The sequence below is a fragment of the Balneolaceae bacterium genome (genome assembly GCA_034521445.1).
Lineage (GTDB): Bacteria > Bacteroidota > Rhodothermia > Balneolales > Balneolaceae > JAXHMM01.
In genome coordinates this window covers 572,416-592,097 of sequence record JAXHMM010000005.1, presented here as the reverse complement: position 1 = coordinate 592,097, position 19,682 = coordinate 572,416, and the positions used below count along the sequence as shown (strand labels likewise).

The 19,682-nt window shown below is 61.1% G+C and carries 19 protein-coding genes; 11 read left to right on the top strand and 8 right to left on the bottom strand.

Translation table 11 applies throughout. The annotated features are described in order from the left end of the window. Positions 1–49: 49 nt before the first annotated feature. The 3 genes from U5K31_06640 to U5K31_06630 form a co-directional block, all read right to left on the bottom strand. Positions 50–223, bottom strand: coding sequence for a hypothetical protein (locus U5K31_06640; protein ID MDZ7772399.1), 174 nt, complete (start codon positions 221–223; stop codon positions 50–52). 302 nt (positions 224–525) lie between these two features. Then, the gene (locus U5K31_06635; GenBank protein MDZ7772398.1) at positions 526–954 is read right to left on the bottom strand and encodes a PIN domain-containing protein; all 429 of its coding nucleotides are present in this window, start codon (positions 952–954) and stop codon (positions 526–528) included. Further along, positions 932–1,204 (bottom strand): DUF6364 family protein, encoded by a 273-nt coding sequence (locus tag U5K31_06630; protein MDZ7772397.1) that lies wholly within the window; start codon positions 1,202–1,204, stop codon positions 932–934. The genes U5K31_06635 and U5K31_06630 overlap by 23 nt, the downstream gene beginning before the upstream one ends. A gap of 198 nt (positions 1,205–1,402) precedes the next feature. On the opposite strand from U5K31_06630, the gene trxB reads away from it, so the two are divergent. After that, entirely contained in the window at positions 1,403–2,395 is a 993-nt protein-coding gene (trxB, locus tag U5K31_06625; protein ID MDZ7772396.1) for a thioredoxin-disulfide reductase, read from the top strand. Positions 2,396–2,402: 7 nt separating this feature from the next. Here trxB and U5K31_06620 read toward each other — a convergent pair whose 3' ends face one another. Then, positions 2,403–2,756 carry a DUF4342 domain-containing protein gene (locus U5K31_06620; protein MDZ7772395.1) on the bottom strand — a complete coding sequence of 118 codons (354 nt, stop codon included), beginning with the start codon at positions 2,754–2,756 and terminating at the stop codon, positions 2,403–2,405. A 118-nt stretch (positions 2,757–2,874) separates the two neighbouring features. Here U5K31_06620 and U5K31_06615 point away from each other — a divergent pair, with 118 nt between their 5' ends. The 8 genes from U5K31_06615 (at position 2,875) to U5K31_06580 (ending at position 13,826) form a co-directional block, all read left to right on the top strand. After that, positions 2,875–4,416: a YifB family Mg chelatase-like AAA ATPase gene (locus U5K31_06615; protein MDZ7772394.1), complete on the top strand. Its 1,542-nt coding sequence runs from the start codon at positions 2,875–2,877 to the stop codon at positions 4,414–4,416. 95 nt (positions 4,417–4,511) lie between these two features. Then, the gene (gene priA / locus U5K31_06610) at positions 4,512–6,974 is read left to right on the top strand and encodes a primosomal protein N' (GenBank protein ID MDZ7772393.1); all 2,463 of its coding nucleotides are present in this window, start codon (positions 4,512–4,514) and stop codon (positions 6,972–6,974) included. Positions 6,975–7,037: 63 nt separating this feature from the next. Continuing rightward, on the top strand, positions 7,038–8,969 hold the full coding sequence (locus U5K31_06605) for a CBS domain-containing protein (protein MDZ7772392.1): 1,932 nt from the start codon (positions 7,038–7,040) through the stop codon (positions 8,967–8,969). Between the two features lies 1 nt (position 8,970). Further along, positions 8,971–9,933 (top strand): succinylglutamate desuccinylase/aspartoacylase family protein, encoded by a 963-nt coding sequence (locus U5K31_06600; GenBank protein ID MDZ7772391.1) that lies wholly within the window; start codon positions 8,971–8,973, stop codon positions 9,931–9,933. Positions 9,934–10,014: 81 nt separating this feature from the next. Continuing rightward, on the top strand, positions 10,015–10,857 hold the full coding sequence (scpB, locus tag U5K31_06595) for an SMC-Scp complex subunit ScpB (protein MDZ7772390.1): 843 nt from the start codon (positions 10,015–10,017) through the stop codon (positions 10,855–10,857). Further along, entirely contained in the window at positions 10,854–11,753 is a 900-nt protein-coding gene (locus U5K31_06590; GenBank protein MDZ7772389.1) for a pseudouridine synthase, read from the top strand. Before scpB ends, U5K31_06590 begins: the two co-directional genes overlap by 4 nt. Before the next feature lie 4 nt (positions 11,754–11,757). Then, positions 11,758–12,633, top strand: a complete 876-nt coding sequence (locus U5K31_06585) for an alpha/beta fold hydrolase (protein MDZ7772388.1) — start codon at positions 11,758–11,760, stop codon at positions 12,631–12,633. Then, complete coding sequence (locus U5K31_06580) at positions 12,630–13,826, top strand: tetratricopeptide repeat protein (GenBank protein ID MDZ7772387.1); 1,197 nt, start codon at positions 12,630–12,632, stop codon at positions 13,824–13,826. Before U5K31_06585 ends, U5K31_06580 begins: the two co-directional genes overlap by 4 nt. A gap of 33 nt (positions 13,827–13,859) precedes the next feature. Here U5K31_06580 and U5K31_06575 read toward each other — a convergent pair whose 3' ends face one another. Next, the gene (locus U5K31_06575; GenBank protein MDZ7772386.1) at positions 13,860–14,876 is read right to left on the bottom strand and encodes an isocitrate/isopropylmalate dehydrogenase family protein; all 1,017 of its coding nucleotides are present in this window, start codon (positions 14,874–14,876) and stop codon (positions 13,860–13,862) included. Positions 14,877–14,954: 78 nt separating this feature from the next. Continuing rightward, positions 14,955–15,386 (bottom strand): DoxX family protein, encoded by a 432-nt coding sequence (locus tag U5K31_06570; GenBank protein ID MDZ7772385.1) that lies wholly within the window; start codon positions 15,384–15,386, stop codon positions 14,955–14,957. A 244-nt stretch (positions 15,387–15,630) separates the two neighbouring features. Between U5K31_06570 and U5K31_06565 the strand changes: the two genes are divergently transcribed. Beyond that, on the top strand, positions 15,631–17,220 hold the full coding sequence (locus U5K31_06565) for a M14 family metallopeptidase (GenBank protein ID MDZ7772384.1): 1,590 nt from the start codon (positions 15,631–15,633) through the stop codon (positions 17,218–17,220). A 181-nt stretch (positions 17,221–17,401) separates the two neighbouring features. Further along, the gene (locus tag U5K31_06560; protein MDZ7772383.1) at positions 17,402–17,938 is read left to right on the top strand and encodes a DUF4168 domain-containing protein; all 537 of its coding nucleotides are present in this window, start codon (positions 17,402–17,404) and stop codon (positions 17,936–17,938) included. Between the two features lie 133 nt (positions 17,939–18,071). Here the strand turns inward: U5K31_06560 and U5K31_06555 are convergent, their stop codons facing one another. After that, positions 18,072–18,668, bottom strand: a complete 597-nt coding sequence (locus U5K31_06555; GenBank protein ID MDZ7772382.1) for a DNA-3-methyladenine glycosylase — start codon at positions 18,666–18,668, stop codon at positions 18,072–18,074. Positions 18,669–18,727: 59 nt separating this feature from the next. Next, a complete protein-coding gene (locus tag U5K31_06550) occupies positions 18,728–19,630 on the bottom strand; it encodes a YihY/virulence factor BrkB family protein (GenBank protein ID MDZ7772381.1) in 903 nt (300 codons plus the stop codon). Positions 19,631–19,682: the final 52 nt, after the last annotated feature.

Sequence of the window (19,682 nt, the reverse complement as noted above, 5' to 3'; positions counted from 1 at the left end):
GCCATGTTCCGTCTTCCTTCAGATGCTTACCGAAGACATGTTTTCTGAGTCAGTCTCGAACATGTCTGAGACGTTCACCATGGGATAATTCAGCACGCTGTTTGGCGGTATACTCCGCTTCTTCTTCAAAGGAGCTGAATATTTTAACGGTTTTAAAAGCTGCCTGGGGTTCCTCAGCTCTACCTTCTTTACCGTTTTGTTCCTCTTGTTCTTCTGAAGACATGGTACAATGATAAAATTGGTTAACTGGGAAGGGACTTGATAAAATGAACGCGCCTTCCAAAGGGATATTTGGTCTTGCGTTTGGGGTGGGAGGCTGTACGCATAAGATACACTGATCGCAGCCGCTCTTCCGGAGTCATACGGGCATATCGGCGGATATCGTATTGGTTCATCTGCTCGAAGGAGTCAAAAACGACGATTCGTTGCCCCTCGAACGCCGTTTCAGGTTCTTCAGCTCTGCTTAGTTTGTGATCGCTATTATTATAGTTCTCGGAGGTCATGGACGGTAATGTTGAAATGCAATCAGCGGTTATCCGGAAGATAATGAGAAAGAAACTCTTCCGGGGTCAGAATAGGAATTTCCCGTCCCTTGAAATCAGCGACATTGCGCGTGACCAGTACGTCGCACTCCGACTGCAGAGCGGTGTGGTACTGTATAGCATCCTCCAGGTCTTTCCACCCGGCATCAATAGCTTTCCTCACGGTTGCCTCTGTAACCGCACCGATTCGGACGTGCCGGCTGAGTTCCCGAACTCTTGAATGGGCGGCGTCAGTCCCCATCGCCGGACGAAGAAGGTAAAAAATAGTGTCGAATGAAATGGCGGGTACCACACCGGTGATGATTTGTCGTTCGACCGATTGCAGGATCCTGAGGGCGGAATCTGAGAAGGGTTGACGATCCAGCATGGCATCCAGACAGATATTGACGTCAAGCAGAGCCCTGATCTCCATGCTTCCTCCCTATTTCTCGCTCTTTGATCTCTTTGTAATCCAGGTTTTTGTATTCTTCCGGGAGTTTTGCGCTTCCGCGAAGGGATTCCGTCCACGAACCGGGATCCGGGCGGTATCGAGATCCCTCTCTTGTGAGCACTTCCAGGTAGTTTTCGACCATTTGGGACACGCTGGTGTTGTTATGCGCGGCATATTTCTTGGCTTTTTCTTTTACCGCGTTTTCAACCGTGAGGGTCAGTTTCTTTTTCATGTTTCCGGGGATGGATTTGGAATACGTATTAATGTAATAAATCATACGTATACTTTCCATATCTCTGTATGCTCCTGTCATGGGATCAAGGGAGAGATTAGCCTCTCTCTATGCCCATCATAGAAAATATCGAGGCCATAAGGGTGCATTTTTTTTGTATTTTTGTATGCCATTTATAATCGGAAAGAGAAGCGCAACATGGAAGACATCGCTGGCAAAACTTTTGACGTGGTAATCGTGGGCTCAGGCCCCGCAGGACTCACCGCCGCCCTTTACGCGGCGCGGGCCGACCTGAAGCCCCTGGTGTTCGAGGGAGCCGAGCCCGGGGGACAGCTCATGCAGACCACCGACGTGGAGAACTATCCCGGCTACCCGGAGGGGGTAATGGGACCCCAGATGATGCAGGATTTTCGGGAGCAGGCCCAGCGCTTCGGGGCCGACTGCCGCTACGGCACGGTAACGGACATTAATTTTGACGAGCGTCCCTACAAGCTGACGGTGGACGAGGAGCACGAACTCTACGCCAAGGCCATCATCGTCTCCACGGGCGCCTCGGCCAAGTGGCTGGAGCTTCCCAGCGAGCAGCGACTGCGCGGGCAGGGCGTTTCCGCCTGCGCCACCTGCGACGGCGCCTTCTTCCGCGACCAGCACGTGATTGTGGTGGGCGGGGGCGACACCGCCATGGAGGAGGCCACCTTCCTGACCAAATTTGCCGGCAAGGTTACCGTGCTGCACCGCCGCGAGGAGCTGCGCGCCTCCAAAACCATGCAGAAGCGCGCCTTCAACGATCCCAAGATCGAGTTCATGTGGAATACCGAGCTGCAGGAGGTGCTGGGCGACAAGGCCGTGGACGGCGTGAAGGTGATCAACAACGAGACGCAGGAGATTACCACGCTGGAGGATGTCACGGGGGTCTTCATCGCCATCGGACACAAGCCCAACACCGATCTGTTCAAGGGGGTGCTGGAGATGGACGATGTGGGCTATATCAAGACCGAGGGCCAGTCCACGCGCACCGGCGTGCCGGGCATCTTTGCCTCAGGCGATGCCATGGACCCGGTCTACCGCCAGGCCGTCACGGCCGCCGGCACGGGCTGCCGGGCCGCGCTGGACGCCGAGCGTTACCTCTCCGAACTGGAAGTGCAGGAGGAGAGTGAAGAGGAGGGCAGGGAAAAAGCGGTGGCGGGGTAGTCGGTCTTTAGTCTTCTTCGTCCTCCACCTCGATCACTTCGGCGTCTGCCTCCACCTCGTACTCGTCCCCGTCGGTTTCCTCGTCGGGGTAGCGCTCCACGACGATCTTTACCTCGCTCATGAAGAGCAGGAACATGCTGATGGCCGATACCACGGGAGCGATGGCGGCGACCACCACGGCCCCTCCGACGCCCACGGTCATCTGGGACTGAAACAGGATCTTGCCTTTCTTATCCATGATCATGACCCGCCGGGCGTTGCCCTCCCTGATGATCTTCCTGACCTGGGAGATGATCTCCGAAGCGGTACCCTTGATCTCCTCGGTGAAGGTTTTCTTCTTGTTGGATTCGGAAGTTTTCATAATCTCATGGCCCATGGATTCGGAAGCTGGTTCGCATTGGGGTGACCCGCCAATGTAAGGATTTTGTGCGCTACAGGTCTATTACGAACATCCTTCCCCAAAGATTCATCCGCACGCCATGCTCGCCCGCGTCTACTGCGCATCCACCCTCGGGGTGGACGCGCGCATCATCGAGGTGGAGACCAACATGTCCGCCGGCATGCCCCGCTACTTTCTGGTGGGGCTGCCCGACCGGGCGGTGACCGAATCGAGCCGCCGCATTGAGGCCGCTGTGCGGAACTCCGGGGCTGAATTTCCCTTCGGGCGGGTCACCGTCAACCTGGCGCCGGCCGACCTGCCCAAGGAGGGCAGCGCCTTCGACCTTCCCATCGCTGTAAGCCTGCTTACGGTTTCCGGGCAGGTGAGCTCCCGGCGGCTGGAGGACAGCCTCATCGTGGGGGAGCTGGCCCTGGACGGGAAGCTCAAGCCGGTCTGCGGGGTGCTTCCCATTGCCCTGGAGGCGCGCCGGCGCGGACTGAAAAACCTTGTGGTGCCGCGGGATAACGGCTATGAAGCGGCCGTGGTGGAAGGCCTGAGCACGTGGGCCTTCGACAGCCTGGAACAGGTCATGGCCTGGCTGCGGGGGGAGGGAGACTTCGAGCCGGTGAGGGTGGATCTTCAGGAGGCGTTCAGGGAGGGCGGATCGGCTACGGTACTCGACTTCCGGGAGGTGCGCGGGCAGCAGAACGTCAGGAGGGCCCTGGAGGTGGCCGCGGCAGGTTCACATAACGCAATCCTTGTAGGTCCACCGGGTTCCGGCAAGACCATGATGGTGCGGCGCCTGCCCGGCATCCTTCCGCCGCTGACCCTGGAGGAGGCGCTGGAGACCACCAAGATTCACTCCGTGGCCGGACTGCTGCCCCGCGGCGACGCCCTGGTGACCGAGCGTCCCTTCCGCGCGCCTCATCACAGCCTCTCCGACGCCGCGCTGGTGGGCGGCGGGGGCATTCCGCGTCCCGGCGAGATCTCCATGGCGCACAACGGGGTACTCTTCCTGGATGAGCTGCCGGAGTTCCGTCGCAGCGCCCTGGAGGTGCTGCGTCAGCCCGTGGAACGCGGGGAGGTGCGCATCGCCCGGGCGCGGCTCAGCGTTACCTATCCCAGCCGCATCATGCTGGTGGCCTCCATGAATCCCTCGCCTTCAGGCGACTGGTACGACCCGGCCAATCCCGAGGGACCCTCCCCGCAGGAGATGCACCGCTACCTGGGCCGTCTCAGCGGACCCCTGCTCGATCGCATCGACCTTCACATCGAAGTGCGAAAGGTGCCCTTCGAGGAGCTCTCCTCCCCCGGGGCATCCGAGGGATCCGCCGCCATCCGCACCCGCGTGGCGTCCGCCAGGAAGCGGCAGGGCCGCCGTTTTGAGTCCCTCGACGGCGTCTACGCCAACGCCCAGATGGACGCGCGCACCACGCGCACGGTCTGCCGGCTGGGACCGGAAGGCGCCACTCTGCTGCGGCGCGCCATGTCGGTGCTAGGATTGTCGGCGCGCGCCTACGACCGCATTTTGAAAGTTTCACGCACCATCGCCGACCTGGAAGGAAGCGAGTCCATCCGCACTGCCCACGTGGCCGAGGCGGTGCAGTACCGCAGCCTGGACCGTGAGGGGTGGCTGCGGTAGCGGGCCCTGCCGCCTGTACAAATCCGCGTTGACAGGCACCCCTAAATTGGATACCCTTTTCGCTACAGCCAACTCCAGTCCAAATACGAGCGCCCGTGCCCGGCTACGCCGACATCGTTTTTCCCACCGCCGTGCGGCGGGTCTTCACATACGCCCTGGCGGAGGACGTCCTGGGGCGTGAGGCGATCGAATCTCTGCGTCCCGGCATGCGGGTCTGGGTGCCCCTGCGCCGGCAGATGGCCATCGGCATGACGGTGCGGGTGCACGACGAGCAGCCCGACTTCGACACACGTCCCGTGCAGAAGGTGCTCGACGGGGAGCCGGTGCTCTCCGAAGAGCTGCTGCAGCTCACCGAGTGGATCCACCGCTTCTACTACTGCAGCTGGGGGGAGGCCGTACAGGCCGCCCTGCCTGCCGGACTCAACTTCTACTCCTCCCGGCAGATCCGGCTTCACCCCGGCCTGGAGGGGGAGATCCCGGAGGCCGCCGGCAAAACGGAGCGCAACGTGCTGGAGGAGGTGGGCGCATCCGGCAGCTACGACTGGAAGGAGGCCTCCCGCCGCTGGGGCGCCGACGTGCTCAAGCGGCTGGTGGGACGCCGGTGGCTGGAGGTGTGGGAGGAGCCCCGCATGCAGATGTCGCCCTCCACCCGCACGCTCTGGGAATGGTCGGTGGAGGAGAGTCCGGACAGGGCGGGGGAGATCGTGAAGGAGCACCGGGAGGCGGGCCGCGACTACAAGTGGGTGCGCGCCCTGGAGCTGCTGCTCAGCGAGGGGCTGCCGGAGTTCCAGGACGACCTCTACGCCCACGAGCTGCTGGAGCACTACACCCTGAAGCGTATCGCCGAGGAGGGGCTCATCTCCTCCCGTGAGGTGGAGCACGCCGACCCGGGCCTGCGCCACACCTACGACCCCTCGGCCCTCAAGGAGCTGAACGCCGAGCAGCGCAGCGCCTGCGAGGCCATCTGCGAAGGCATCGAAGAGGGACGCTTCGCCAGCCATCTGCTCTACGGGGTGACCGGCAGCGGCAAAACCGAGGTCTACATCCACGCCCTGCGCAAGGCGCGCGCCATGGGACGCGGGGGACTGGTGCTGGTGCCGGAGATCGGCCTCACGCCGCAGATCGTGGAGCGTTTTTACCGTATTTTCGGCGACGACATCGTGGTCATCCACAGCCGCCTCACCGACCGCGAGCGCTACGACGCCTGGCGCGCCCTGCTGAACCGGGAGAAGCACATCGCCATCGGCGCCCGGTCGGCGGTTTTCGCGCCGGTGCCCGACCTTGGACTCATCGTGGTGGACGAGGAGCACGACGCCTCCTATAAGCAGGAGGACCCGTCGCCCCGCTACCACGCCCGCGACACGGCGGTCATGCGGGCCCACCTGAACGACGCCGTGGTGGTGATGGGTTCGGCCACCCCCAGCATGAGCGCCCTGCACGGCAGCCGCCGCGGCAAGAGCACCTTCCTGGAGCTGAGCGAACGCCCCTTTCAGGCCGCCATGCCTGAGGTAAAGGTGCTCGACCTGCGGCAGTACCGTGCGGCCATGCGCGGCTCCCTGGCCGTTCCCCTCTACGAGGCTGTCGGGGAGGCGGTGAAGCGGGGGGAGCAGGCCATCCTGTTGTACAACCGCCGGGGCTACTCCAACTACCTGCACTGCGAGACCTGCGGGGAGATTCCCCAGTGCCCCAACTGTTCAGTGAGCCTCAACTACCACAAGGCCAAAAAGCAGCTTCGCTGCCATTACTGTGGCGCCTCGGCGCGCCTTCCGGAGCGCTGCCCCCGATGCGAGCAGCCCGGGGGACTCTCCCCGCGCGGCGGCGGCACCCAGCAGCTGGAGGAGGAGTTGGAAGGGCTCTACCCGGAGGCGAGGGTGCTGCGCATGGACTACGACACCACCTCGGGACGAAGGGGACATGCGGAGATTCTCTCGCGCTTCGGGCGCAAGGAGGCGGACATCCTGGCCGGCACCCAGATTGTGGGCAAGGGACTTAATTTCCCGGACGTGACGGTGGTAGGGGTGGTGGACGCCGACACCGAACTCGCCTTTCCCTCCTTCCGCTCCTCCGAGCGGATGTTCCAGCTGCTGAGCCAGGTGGCCGGCCGTTCGGGACGCGCCGACAAGGAGGGACGGGTCTTCTTCCAGACCCGCCAGCCGGAGCATCCCTCCCTGCGCGCCGCCCGGGACCACGACTACAAGGCCTTCGCCCGCCGTGAGATGGCTTTCCGCCGCGAGCTGGTCTATCCTCCCTATTCGCGCATCGTGCGCTTCGTCTTCAAGGGGAGCCGGCAGGATAGGGTGCGCGAGGTGGCCGGGCGCTTCACCGAAGCGCTGGAAGAGGCGGTCCGCCGAAGCGAGCCGGTGCTGGGTCCCACCCCCGCCGCCGTGGAGCGCATGCAGAAGGAGTACCGCTGGGAGAGCATGCTCAAGATCCACCCGCGAAACGGTGCCCGCGCCATCGAACGTTTATTGGACGAGGTATTCGGCCTCTACGGTGATCGCAAGCCCGAGGGGGCCAGTTCCGTGCGCATCAACGTAAACGTGGACGCCCTCGAATAGGGCTTGCATTAGGTGGCAGAAATTCGATTATTGACATAGCATCCGCAAAAAAGTCCCCCGAATATGGGCGAAGAAAGAGTTAAACTGGCCGACAGCCAGGAAGAGGTTCAGCGCTTCATGAAATATGTGCTGAAGGACCTGCGCGCGTTGGACAAGATGCTGCAGGGCGACTGGTTCGAGACCGATCCCATCCGCATCGGCGCCGAGCAGGAGCTCTGCCTGGTGGACCGGCAGGCCAAGGCCGCTCCCCGCGCCATGGAGATTCTGGCGCAGCTCGGGGAGGATGACGGCGCCTTTACCACCGAGTTCGCCAAGTTCAACCTGGAGATCAACCTCACTCCGCTGGAATTTACCGGCGACAGCCTCTCGCGTATGGAGGAGAATCTGCAGGAGAGGGTGGACCGGGTCAGGCGCGCGGCCGAGGAGATGGACGGCAACCTGGTGTTGACGGGCATCCTGCCCACCATCCGCAAGGTGGACCTCGATTTGAAGAACATGACGCCCCTGCAGCGCTATCGCGCGCTCTGCCAGGCCATCAACAACCTGCGGGGCGAGGAGTTTGAACTGCGCATCCAGGGCATGGACGAGCTGCTCATGAAGTTCGATTCCCCCCTGCTGGAGGCCAGCAACACCGGATGGCAGGTGCACCTGCAGGTGACGCCCGAGGAGTTCGTCAACAAGTATAACATCGCCCAGGCTATTACCGGACCCATCCTGGCCAGCGCTGTCGGCTCTCCGCTGCTTTTCGGCAAGCGCCTCTGGAGCGAGACCCGCATCGCCCTTTTCCAGCAGTCGGTGGACACGCGCACGGTGGGCGACCACCTGCGCGACAGCTCCCCGCGGGTGACCTTCGGAAACGAGTGGGTGAAGGAGAGCATCCTGGAGATTTTCCGCGAGGACACCGCCCGCTACCGTGTGATGCTCAGTTCGGAGGTGACCGAAGACGTAGAGGCGCTTATGGAGGAGGGCAAGCCTCCGGCCCTGAAGGCCCTGCAGGTGCACAACGGGACGGTCTACCGATGGAACCGCCCCTGCTACGGGGTGGGTCCCAACGGCAAGCCCCACCTGCGCATCGAAAACCGGGTCTTCCCCTCGGGTCCCACCGTGACCGACGAGATTGCCAACTCCGCCTTCTGGCTGGGCACGCTCAACAAATTGGGCGACTACTACCCGGATATCACCGAGGTGATGAGCTTCGACGAAGCCAAGATGAACTTTATCTCCGCCTCCAAGATGGGGCTGGACACCACCATACGCTGGGTGAACAACAAGCGCTTCAACGCCGCGGAGCTTATCCAGGGCGAGCTGCTGCCCATTGCGCGCGAGGGACTCGAGAAGGCGGGCATCCGGGAGAGCGACATCGATACCTATCTGGGCATCATACGCGACCGCGTGGAGAGCGGACAGACAGGCGCGCAGTGGATGATCGACAACTACAACGGACTGATGAAGGAGAACAGCTCGAAAGAGCAGTCCCTGGCCGCTGTTACCCGCGCCATGATCAAATACCAGAAGAAGGGGGAGCCGGTGCACAAGTGGGGTCGCGCGCGCCTGGAGGACCTTGAGGACTGGCAGCCGTCCAGCCTGCTGGTGGAGGAGTTCATGACCACCGATCTGTTCACCTGCCAGAAGGACGACATTCTGGAATTCGTGGCTAACCTGATCGACTGGCGCCGCATCCGATACGTGCCGGTGGAGGACGACAAGAAGCATCTGGTGGGGCTGGTCACCATGCGCATCCTCTTCAAGGAGTACATCAAGTCCATCAACCATGACGAGGAGCTCTCGCAGACTGTAGAGGAGATCATGATCGACAATCCCATCACCATCCATCCTGAGGCCTCTATCATGGAGGCCATGGACATCATGGACTCCCAAAAAATCGGCTGTCTCCCCGTGGTCAAGAACAACCGCCTGGTGGGCATCATCACCGAACAGAACTACATGACCATTACCGCACGTCTGCTGCGGCTGCTGCACGGCAACAACGAATAGAATGAAGCATACCCTTGCCGAGCACATAGAAGAGGCCGAAGCGGACCGCGTGGTCGGTCATGCCGAGGGTCCCGTTCCCGGACCGCGCTTCCTGATCCTCGGCGGGATGCACGGCAACGAGCCGGCCGGCGTCGAGGCCCTGCAGCAGGTCTTCGGCATGATGGAGCGGCATGGGGCCGTGGTGCGGGGCACCGTACTGGGACTGCGCGCCAATCTCCCGGCCCTGCGGGAGGGCGTGCGCTACATTGACGAGGACATGAACCGGATCTGGTTTCCACGTATCCTGGAGCAGGTGCGCGGCACGCCGGCAGGGGAGCTGGACAGCAGCGAGCGCCGGCAGATCAAGAAGCTGCTGCCGCTGATCGGGGAGTCGGCCCTGCCCTACGGCGACCACGGCGGTTCGCCCGACAACATCCTGGTCGACCTGCACTCCTTCTCGGCTGAGGGACACATCTTCGCCATCACCGCTCCGCGTCAAAACCATGTGGATTTCCTGAGTCACCTGCACGTGCCCATGGTCTTCGGCATCGAAGAGAGCCTTCGTGGCGCCGCCCTGCGCTACTTCCAGGACCGCGGCTATCTTACCTACGCCTTCGAGGGAGGACAGCACCGCAACGACCTGACGGTGGACAATACGGTGGCCGCCCTGCTGCTGGCCCTGTCGAAGGCCGGGATCATCGACAGCGGGCGCCTGCCCGATTTCGAGGAGTACCATCACCACCTGCGGCGGCAGACCCGCGTGCTGCCCGTCAAGTCGGACCTGGTTTACCAGCACATCATCCAGCCCGGTGACCGCTTCCGAATGCGTCCGGACTACCGCAATTTTCAGCCCGTCAAGGAGGGAGAGTGGCTGGCCTCGGACCGCGAGGGGCGCATCGTGGCACGGTGCGACGGTTACCTGCTTATGCCCCTCTACCAGAACCAGGGAAACGACGGCTTCTTCATCGTGCGCGCCCGTACCTGATCGGAAATCGGTTCCATTTTTTGTTATTTTGACGGTGCAAGCGCGGACGGCCCGCAACCCTGAAGTCTCCACATCATTGCCATGAACGATTACCAGTTTATTGACGGCACGCGACTCTCTTCGGTAATCGAGGCGATCATCTTCGCCAGTGAGGAGCCGGTCTCCGCCGACAAGATCGTGGACATCATCGCCAGGGGTGAGGAGGAGCTGGAGCTGGAGGCCGACGCCATCCATACTTTTGTGGACAAGCTGAACCGGCGCTACGATGAAAACGGGCTGGCCTTCGAAATACGCAATCTGGGCGGGGGCTACACCTTCGCCACCCGCAAGCGCTTCGAGCCCTGGCTGAGCATCTTTCAGCACGAGGACGCCTACCGCAAGCTCTCCCAGGCGGCCATCGAGACGCTCGCCATCGTGGCCTACAAGCAGCCCATCACCAAGCCGGAAGTGGACGACATCCGGGGGGTCGATTCCGGCTACATCCTGCGGCAGCTGCTGGAGAAGGTGCTCATCGAGGTGGCGGGACGCATGGACGCTCCGGGAAAACCGCTCATCTACCGCACCTCGCGCCATTTTCTGAAGCATTTCGGCATCAACTCCCTGGACGAGCTGCCGAAGCCACGGGAGATCGAGGAGATCCTGCAGGACGACGACATGTCCGAGCACCGCCAGTTCCTCTTTGACCGGCAGCTGGAGCTGGAACGCCTCCAGGCAGAGGTGGACGAGGATGAGGCCGACATCGTAGATCCCAGCCTGGTGAATGCCGTGGAAAAGCTGGCGGGACCGGCTTCGGAAGAGGACGGTGGGGAGAAAAGTGAGGGGGAAGAGAAAGAGGCCGCCGGCAGGGACGACGAAGAGACGGCGCCGGAGGAGGCGTCCGGAGACACATCGCAAGAGGAATCCGAAAAAACCGAACAGACGTGAGCAAGGACCAGCGAAAAGAGCGCCCGCAAGGCAGGAAATCGAGGTCCGGGGGAGGGGACAGGCCCGGCAGGAAGAACAAACGTCCCTCCGGACAAAGGCGCGGCGGTCCCAAAGGCAAGGGCAAGAAGCCACCCGAAGCCGATCAGGACTACGGGAAGGACGAGGAAATACGCCTCAACAAGTTCATCGCCCATTCGGGATTCTGCTCCCGCCGCGATGCCGATGACTACATCGCCGCGGGCAAGGTGACCGTCAACGGGGAGACGGTCACGGAGCTGGGCTCCAAGGTGCGTCGCAGCGACCGGGTGATGGTGGAGGATCAGACCATGAGCCTGGAACCCTTCGTCTACATCCTTCTGAACAAGCCCAAAGACACTATTACCACTACGGACGACCCGCGGGGACGCGATACGGTCATGGACCGCATCGAGGACGCCACGGGCCAGCGCGTCTATCCCGTCGGGCGACTGGACCGTCACACCATGGGCCTGCTCATTCTCACCAACGACGGAGACCTGGCCCACCGCCTGATGCACCCCAGCTATCGCGTGCGCAAGACCTACGAGGTGGAGTCCAGGCCCAGGCTCACCGAAGCGCAGCTCCGCGAACTCGCCGCCGGCATCGAACTGGAGGACGGCCCGGTCAAACCCCACCGCATCACCGGCACTCCTGACGGTTTTCTGCTGTCGCTTTTCGAGGGACGTAACCGGCTGGTGCGGCGTATCGTGGAACATTTTGGCAGCGAGGTATCCCGCCTCAAACGCATCGAGTACGCCGGGCTTACCCTGGAGGATGTGAAGATGGGACGCTGGCGCTATCTGCGCCGCGAGGAGGTGAACGCCCTCCGCAAGCTGGTCAAGCTGGACACCCTCAATTTTAACCGCAGCGATTCCTGAGCCCATGGCCCACCATGTTATCAGCAGGCGTACGGGCAGTATTCCCGCCGATGACGGATCCTCCATTACCTGGGACCTCTACCTGCCCGGCGACCGCAGCGGAAGGGCGCTTCCCGTGATTATTTTCCTGCACGGCTTTAAGGGTTTCAAGGATTGGGGTCCATTTCCTGATGCCTGCGAGGCTATCAGCGAGGCGGGTTTTGCTGTGATGGCCGTCAATTTTTCCCACAACGGCATCGGGGAGGATCCCAGGGTCTTCGACCGGCTGGATCTCTTCCGTCGGGAAACCCTCAGCCGCGACCTCGACGAGGTGGACCTGGTGATCCGGGCTCTGAAGGAGGGCGATGTCGACGCCGGCGGGAGGCGGTTGAATACCGACGCCATAGGACTTCTGGGGCACTCCCGCGGGGGGCATACCGCCGTGGCGGCGGCCGCTGAATACGAAGAGGTGGCTTGTCTGGTCACCTGGTCAGCCGTGGCGGACTACAACCAGCGCTGGTCCGAGGAGATGATCGCCGACTGGGAGGATAAGGGCGTGACGGAAATCAGGAACGGACGTACCGGGCAGATGATGCCGGTGGACCGTGTGGTGTGGGACGACGCCCGCGAAAACGCCGGCCGTCTCATGGCCGCCGAACGTGTAAAGGAACTGCATATTCCTGTGCTGTTCGTACATGCGCGGGGGGACGAGTCGGTGCCCCCCGCCGACGCCGAACTGCTGCACCGGAACTGTCCCTCGGCCGACAAGAAGCTCATGCTGGTTCCCGGCACCGGCCATACCTTCGGCGGCTCCCATCCTTTCGGGGAGGAGTCCTTCCCGGAGCCTTTCGAGAAGATGCTTGGCCGAACCGCCGGCTGGTTCGAAGACCACCTGCTTTGAAGCGTTTCCTGCCCGCCTCTTGCCGCGACAAGGTTTTTCTACCCCTGCTGCTCCTGCTGCTTTTTGCCCCGCCCGTCCTGCCTTCGGCCGGTGCGCAGGTGCCGGAACTGGTCATGGATCACGAATTCCGGCCCGATGCGAGGGCCGCCATTGACTCCATCTACAATTTTCGCTTTGACGCGGCCCGGGAGGTGCTTCGTCCCTGGCGCAACCGCCACCCGCAACACCCGCTCTGGGAACTGATCGACGGTATTGAACTCTGGTGGCAGGTGCTGGCCGACCTGCACGACCGGTCCAGGGACGAGGAGTTGATGGAGCGCATGGCACGGGTCGACTACGCCGCATCCCGGCTATTGGACCGGCAGGCAGGTCACGCAGACGCCCTGATTATCAAGGCTATCAGCAACGGGTACATCGCGCGGCAGCGGTCGAATCGCGGCAACTGGATATCCAGCCTGAACGTTGCGCGGAAGGCACTCAGCGCCTACGATCTGCTGCAGCAGCAGAACACCGGGCTGGCCGACCTGAAACTTGCCGAGGGACTCATGATCTACTATTCGTCCTGGGTGCCGGATACCTATCCGGTCGTGCGTCCCGTCGCCTGGTTCCTGCCGGACGGGGACAAGCAGAAAGGCCTTGAACTGCTGCGGCAGGCAGCCGACAGCGCTGTGTTCGCCTCTGCCGAGGCCACCTATTTCCTGGGCAACATCACCTACCATCACCAGAGAGACTACCGGGAGGCCGCGCACCATTTCGAAAGCCTCTACCGGGACTATCCCCGCAATTCCTACTATGTGCGCACCTATGTAAGGGCGCTTTTCGAATCGGAGCGCTACGAGGAGGCCCAGTCGGTTATTCGTGCGTCCCTTGAACGATGGGAGGCGCGTAGCCTGTCGTTCGGCAGGGTTCTGCGGGAAGAACTGCTAGGCTACCGGGGACGCATCCATATGGAGCGTGGAAACCATGATCTGGCCGAAGAGGCGCTGCGAGCCTCCTTTCGGCTGGGCGAGGAGCTGCCCGGCACCGACGAACGTCCCAGTCATGTGATTTCGGGGTACTACCTGGGACGCGTGCTGCATGAGCTGGATCGAAACGAAGAGGCGCTGGAGGTTCTGGAGCACGTGCGCCGGCACGATGCGGAATCCGGATACCGGGACCGTGCAGGTGCGCTGATCCGCCGTATAGGTTCCTGACGCGTCCGGCGCGCCGGGGAACAGGCAAGCCGGTCAGGCAGACTGCAGCTTGCTGAGCTGCCCGCACACCGCCTCGGCAAAAACCGAAGTGGAGCCGCTGCCACCGATGTCCGCCGTGCAGACCGACGAGTCAGCCAGCGTTTGGTAGACGGCTTCCCGAATAACATGCGCCTTCTCCTCCTCGCCTATATAATCAAGCATCATCAGTGCGGAGAGCAGGAAGGCGATGGGATTGGCCTTATTCTGCCCGGCAATGTCGGGGGCCGATCCGTGTACGGCCTCGAACATGGCGGCGTCGTCGCCTATATTGGCCGAGCCCGTCAGGCCCAGTCCGCCTACCAGTCCGGAGGAGAGGTCGGAGAGGATGTCTCCGAAGAGGTTGGTGGTCACAATGACATCGAAGGTTTCGGGACGCAGCACCATCTGCATGGCCATGTTGTCGACGATCAGGTCTTCGTATTCCACAGAAGGGTAGTCGGAGGCGATGTCGTTGCCTACTTCCAGGAAGAGCCCGCAGGTATATTTGAGGATGTTGGCCTTGTGGACGAGGGTCACCTTGTCGCGGTTGTTGTCCACGGCGTATTCGAAGGCGGCGCGGATGATCTTCTCGCTGGCCTCGCGGGTCACCACCGCAATGCTTTCGGCATGGCCGTTCTCGCGCACCCACTGCTCCTTGCCGATGTAGAGCCCCTCGGTATTCTCGCGGAAAATCACCAGATCCACATCCTCGTAGCGTGAGGGAATATGCGGAAGGGTCTTGGCCGGGCGTATGTTGCTGTAGAGGTCGAATTTCTTGCGAAGGGCGACATTCACCGAGCGGAATCCGGCGCCCACGGGCGTGGTCAGAGGACCCTTCAGGGCGAGGCGGTGTTCGGCGATGGCCTCCAGCGTCTCTTCGGGGAGGGGAGTGCCCATTTCCTCGTAGGCCTTTAGTCCGGCGGTATGGCGGATCCAGTTGATCTCTACCCCGGCTTCCTCAAGAATGGAGAGGACGGCATCGGTGATTTCGGGTCCGATTCCGTCGCCGGGAATGAGTACGACGTCTTGCATGGGTCAGGTATTGATGATTGCGGAGAACTTCTTTCTGGCAGCGCGGAAGATATGAAGAAAATAGGCCAAATGAACGTTTCAGTACCGCCTCCTGCGGTTGATGCGCCACTCCAGGCTGTAGCGTCCCGGTCCGATAAACAGCAGTCCCAGGAAGACCAGGGCCAGTTCAATGGGATGGGCAATGCCGGTGAGTCCCCCGCCTGTGGCCACCTGCTCGGCCGCAGCCACGGCCATCACCAGGATCATCAGTGCCAGGGTGGGGGTGAAAAAGAGGCCGAAAGCCAGGAAGAGTCCTCCAAACAGTTCGATGGCGCCGGCCATAAAACCGAAGAACATGGGAGCGAATTCGATGCCCAGGTACTGCATGGTGGCGCCGACCTCCTCCCACTTTTCGGGTCCCCCGAACACCTTGGGATAGCCGTGAAGAACGAAGACCACGCCCAGACCAGCGCGGATAATCAGCAGTCCGATGTCGCGGTATACTCCTCTTCGTCTTCCTCCTTTCAGCATAGGTCCTTCCGGTGACTCGATTATTGGTATGCTCCGCAGGGCGCCATTATACAAGGAGCTAACGTTAATATCGAATGGGAGGGGCCGCTTAGTGTTTAAATCTTTGTAAATAGGTGTTTTTCCGGTAGCGCTTATCAAAATATTACAACAAGACAGCGTTTGGTATTTTACATTGAACACGCGTTACTGCTAGCGACTTCACGGGCAAATTAAAAACAATGGGGTATTTATAATGAAAGGATGGATGAGCATTACGGTATTGGCGGCGGTCATCGGCATGGCGGCGGGGTGTTCGGCTCCCGAGCCCCCGGAGCTGGTGCCCGAGGCAACTGATTTTACGGAGACCTCCCGGTACGATGATGTGATGGAGGTGGTGGACTACGCCCGGCAGCATGCCGACAATATGCACTATGAAGTCTTCGCGCAGTCCGAGCAGGGCAGGGATCTCCCCCTGCTGGTCTTCTCTGACCGTGTGGTCAGCAGCCCGCAGCAGGCGCGCGACCTTAGTCGACCGGTGGTGTTTATCGTGGCCAATATCCACTCCGGTGAGGTGGAGGGCAAGGAGGCCCTGCTGCGCCTCATCCTGGAGCTCACCGCCGGTGAGCACACCGAGTGGCTGGGCAAGGTCACCCTGGCCCTGGCGCCCATCTACAACGCCGACGGCAATGAGATGATCGACCGGGAGCACCGCACCAACCAGTGGGGACCCTCAGGCGGGGTGGGTACGCGGCCCAATGCCGAGGGACTCAATCTGAACCGCGATTTTACCAAGCTTGACACCAGCGAGGGACAGGGACTGGTACAAAACGTGCTGGCTACGTGGGATCCCATGCTCTTTATGGACCTGCACACCACCAACGGCTCCCCGCACGGCTACCACCTGACCTACGCCGAGCCCCTTAATCCCAACACCGATCCCATGATCCGCGAGTTCATGCGCGGGCGAATGCTGCCGGAGATCCGCAGCGACATGCAGGAGAAGGGCTGGCAGGTGTTCGACTACGGCAATTTCTACCGTGGACCCGAGCAGGGCTGGTTCACCTACAGCCATATGCCGCGCTACTCCTCCAACTATCACGGCCTCCGCAACCGTCTGGGACTGCTCAGCGAGACCTACGCCTACGTGGACTACGAATCGCGCATCGACGTGGTAGAGGATTTCGTGAAGGAGACCGTCGCCTTCATGTCCGAGAACGCCGTCGAGATACAGGCCATGAAACAGGTACTCGACGCCAACTACACCGAACACGCCGACAGCCTGGAGGCGGGCATCTCCTTTGACTATACGCAGGTTCCTGCCGAGTTTCCCGTGCTGATTGCCGACCTGGACACCATGCGCCATGATGACCTGGAGCGCAACACCTATATGCGCATGGGCATCGCCGATACGGTCAGCTCCCTGCTCTACAACGAGTTCCGCGCCACCGAGAGCCGCTCCATACCCTTCGCCTACGCCCTGGACAACCGCTCGGGCGACTACGATCACGTCGTGGAAAACCTTCGTATGCACGGCATCACCACCGTGTCAACCTCCAACGGAGACCCGGTGCCGGTACGCCGCTTTGCGGCCGAGACCTTCCAGCAGGAGGAGGACGCCTACGAGGGGCACCGCCTGGTGACCGTGGAGGGCGCATTCCGGGACGAAGAGGTGGCGCTGGACGACTGGGTGATCATTCCCACCAACAACTCCAACCGCCAGCTCATCTTCTACCTGCTGGAGCCCGAATCGGACGACGGCTATGTCAAGTGGGGACTCTTCAATCAGGCCCTCGAATCCGGCGATTCCTTTCCGGTGGTCAAGGTGCCTTCCGCCGGCGCCCTCAACCTGGAGTAGTGCGCACGGCAGCCCGCCTTATTTGCCTCTGAAGCTTGTTGAAGCTGCGGGGTGAGGTCCGGTTTCCGCCGGCCCTGGGCTGCAGCGGGTTGTTTGTCCTTTTTTAGATCGAATGATTAAATCCGTATATTAGTTAGACTTATATTAAAGGCAACAATCTAATCCAAGACTGACTTTTTCTATGAAAGTTTCAACGAAATTTTTCTCCCTCGTGCTGGTATTTGCCCTGACGGCAGGCACTGTTTTTGCTCAGGGCCAGCAGCAGATGCAGCCGCCGCAACCCGATCCCATCCCTGCTGACAGCGTCACCGATGCCGACGTCCAGCAGTTTGTAGAGATTGTCCAGGGCTTCCAGCCTATCATCTCAGAGGTGAACCAGAAGCAGATGCAGATCGTTGAGGAGGCTGACAGCATCACGGTACAGAAATTCCAGCAGATCATGCAGGCCCAGCAGACCGGCCAGCAGCAAAACATGCAGCTGTCCGATTCGGAGAAGCGCGCCCTTCAGCGCCTGCAGCCGAAATTCCAACAGCTGCGCATGCAGGTGCAGAAGCAGCAGATGCAGATCATTACGGAAAGCGAGATGAGCATGCAGCGATTTCAGCGCATGGATGCTACTATTCGTTCAAACCCGGACATCCAGCAGCGCGTGCAGGCTGAGATGTCAGACACCACCGGTACCGGCGGCAATGGAGGCGGTAACGGCGGAAATCGGTAATCACCGGTCGTGATCCCGGGCGGACATCGTCCGGAACGCACACGCAAGGCAATGAATCTACAAACGGCCTGCCCCAGCGGCGGGCCGTTTTTTTGTGTGCGCCCGGCAGGGTGTATCCCATGCACGCCGGATATCAGCCCCGGCTCACCCACCGGTTTCCCTCCAGCCAGAAGCGCCAGGGTCGTTTGGCGTGCTCCCCCGCGTAGTCCACGCCCACGCGGGGGCCTGATGCAACGCCCGCGGAGCCAGTATTCAGCCCGCGGTCCTCGATCCAGATGGTATCGCCAAGCAGGTCGGTCCCGTAATGGTCGACCGAGATGCCCAGGGCCTGGGTGAGTCGTCCGGGTCCGGCCGTGAGGGCCGGCTCCACCTCTTCCCGCTCCCTCCTCCGGAGCATCCGTTCTTTCCCTTCCAGGGGACGAACGGCGCGCACCAGCACGGCGTCGGCCGTCTCCTCCCGGTTGGTGACCACATTGAACAGGTGGTGGATGCCATAGCAGAGGTAGACATAGGCGGTGCCGCCGCGGCGGTACATCACCTCGGTGCGATCGGTGCGGCGCCCGTCGTTGGCGTGGCAGGCTTTGTCGTCGTGTCCGCGGTAGGCCTCCGTTTCGGTAATTATGCCCGAGGTGAGCTCCCCATCGAAACGCGTGTAGAGCACCTTGCCGAGCATCTCCCGGCTGATCTGCACCACATCATCACGCAGATAAAATGCACGTTCCAGCTTCATGACATTCGACTTTCCGACTTTCCGACTTTTTGACTTTAAGACTTCTGGACTTTTCGACTTTAAGAGATGGCTGTATACGGGTTTTCAGAGATCCCTCTTTCGACGAAGGTCTGCTGGTAGGAGCGCGCCACGATAGCCGACATCACCAGCAGCACCGCCGAATAGAAGGCCCAGATCGCGATGATGACCGGAATGGTGTAGCCGGAGTAGAAGTATCGGTAGGCGCTGAAGGCGTAGCCCAGGTAGAGTCCCACCCCCCATTTGGCAACCTCAAAGAGGGCGGTGTAGACCAGGGCGCCCACCAGGGCCACCTTGCGCTGCATGCGCTTTTCGCTGATGTATCGGAAGAGGGTGTAGAACAGGAATAGGGTAAACAGCAGCGGGATTAGAATGTTCAGCAGGTTGTAGAGCCACCCCATGCGCAGCACCAGGTCGGTAAAGGGCAGGGCGATCTCGCTGAAGGAGAAGAGGGAGAGGAAGGAGATGGAGACGCTGAAAAAGATAAAGACCCCGCCCACCAGTCCGAAGGTGAAAAAGTTGTAGACCATCTCCATCACCGGGTGACGTCGGTCTTCTATCTCAAAAATGTCAAAGATCACGTGCTTGATGGTGTAGAAGAGGCCCTGGGAGAAGAAGACCAGAATGACGGCCCCCGAAATACCGAAGACCTGACGCGCGCCGACCAGGGGGTTCAGCAGGTTCTCCAGGGTAACCGCCCCCTCAAAGACGTCCCCGCTCTGCGTCTCGTGCGAAAAGGCGGGAAAAAGCTCCCGTCCATAGCGCAGGATCTCGTTGAAGGCGTCCTCGTAGGAAAGCACGTAGCCGATGAGTGAAATCATCAGCAGGACGAAGGGTACGGCGCAGATAAAGAGGTTAAAGGTGATCGCGGACGCGTTGAAAAACACGTCCTTATTCTTTAACAGATCTACGATGCGGCGCCAGAAATTCTTATACTTCTGCACAACAGATACGGTTGTTTGAGAACAGCTTAAATTAATTCCTAGCACCCGGTAA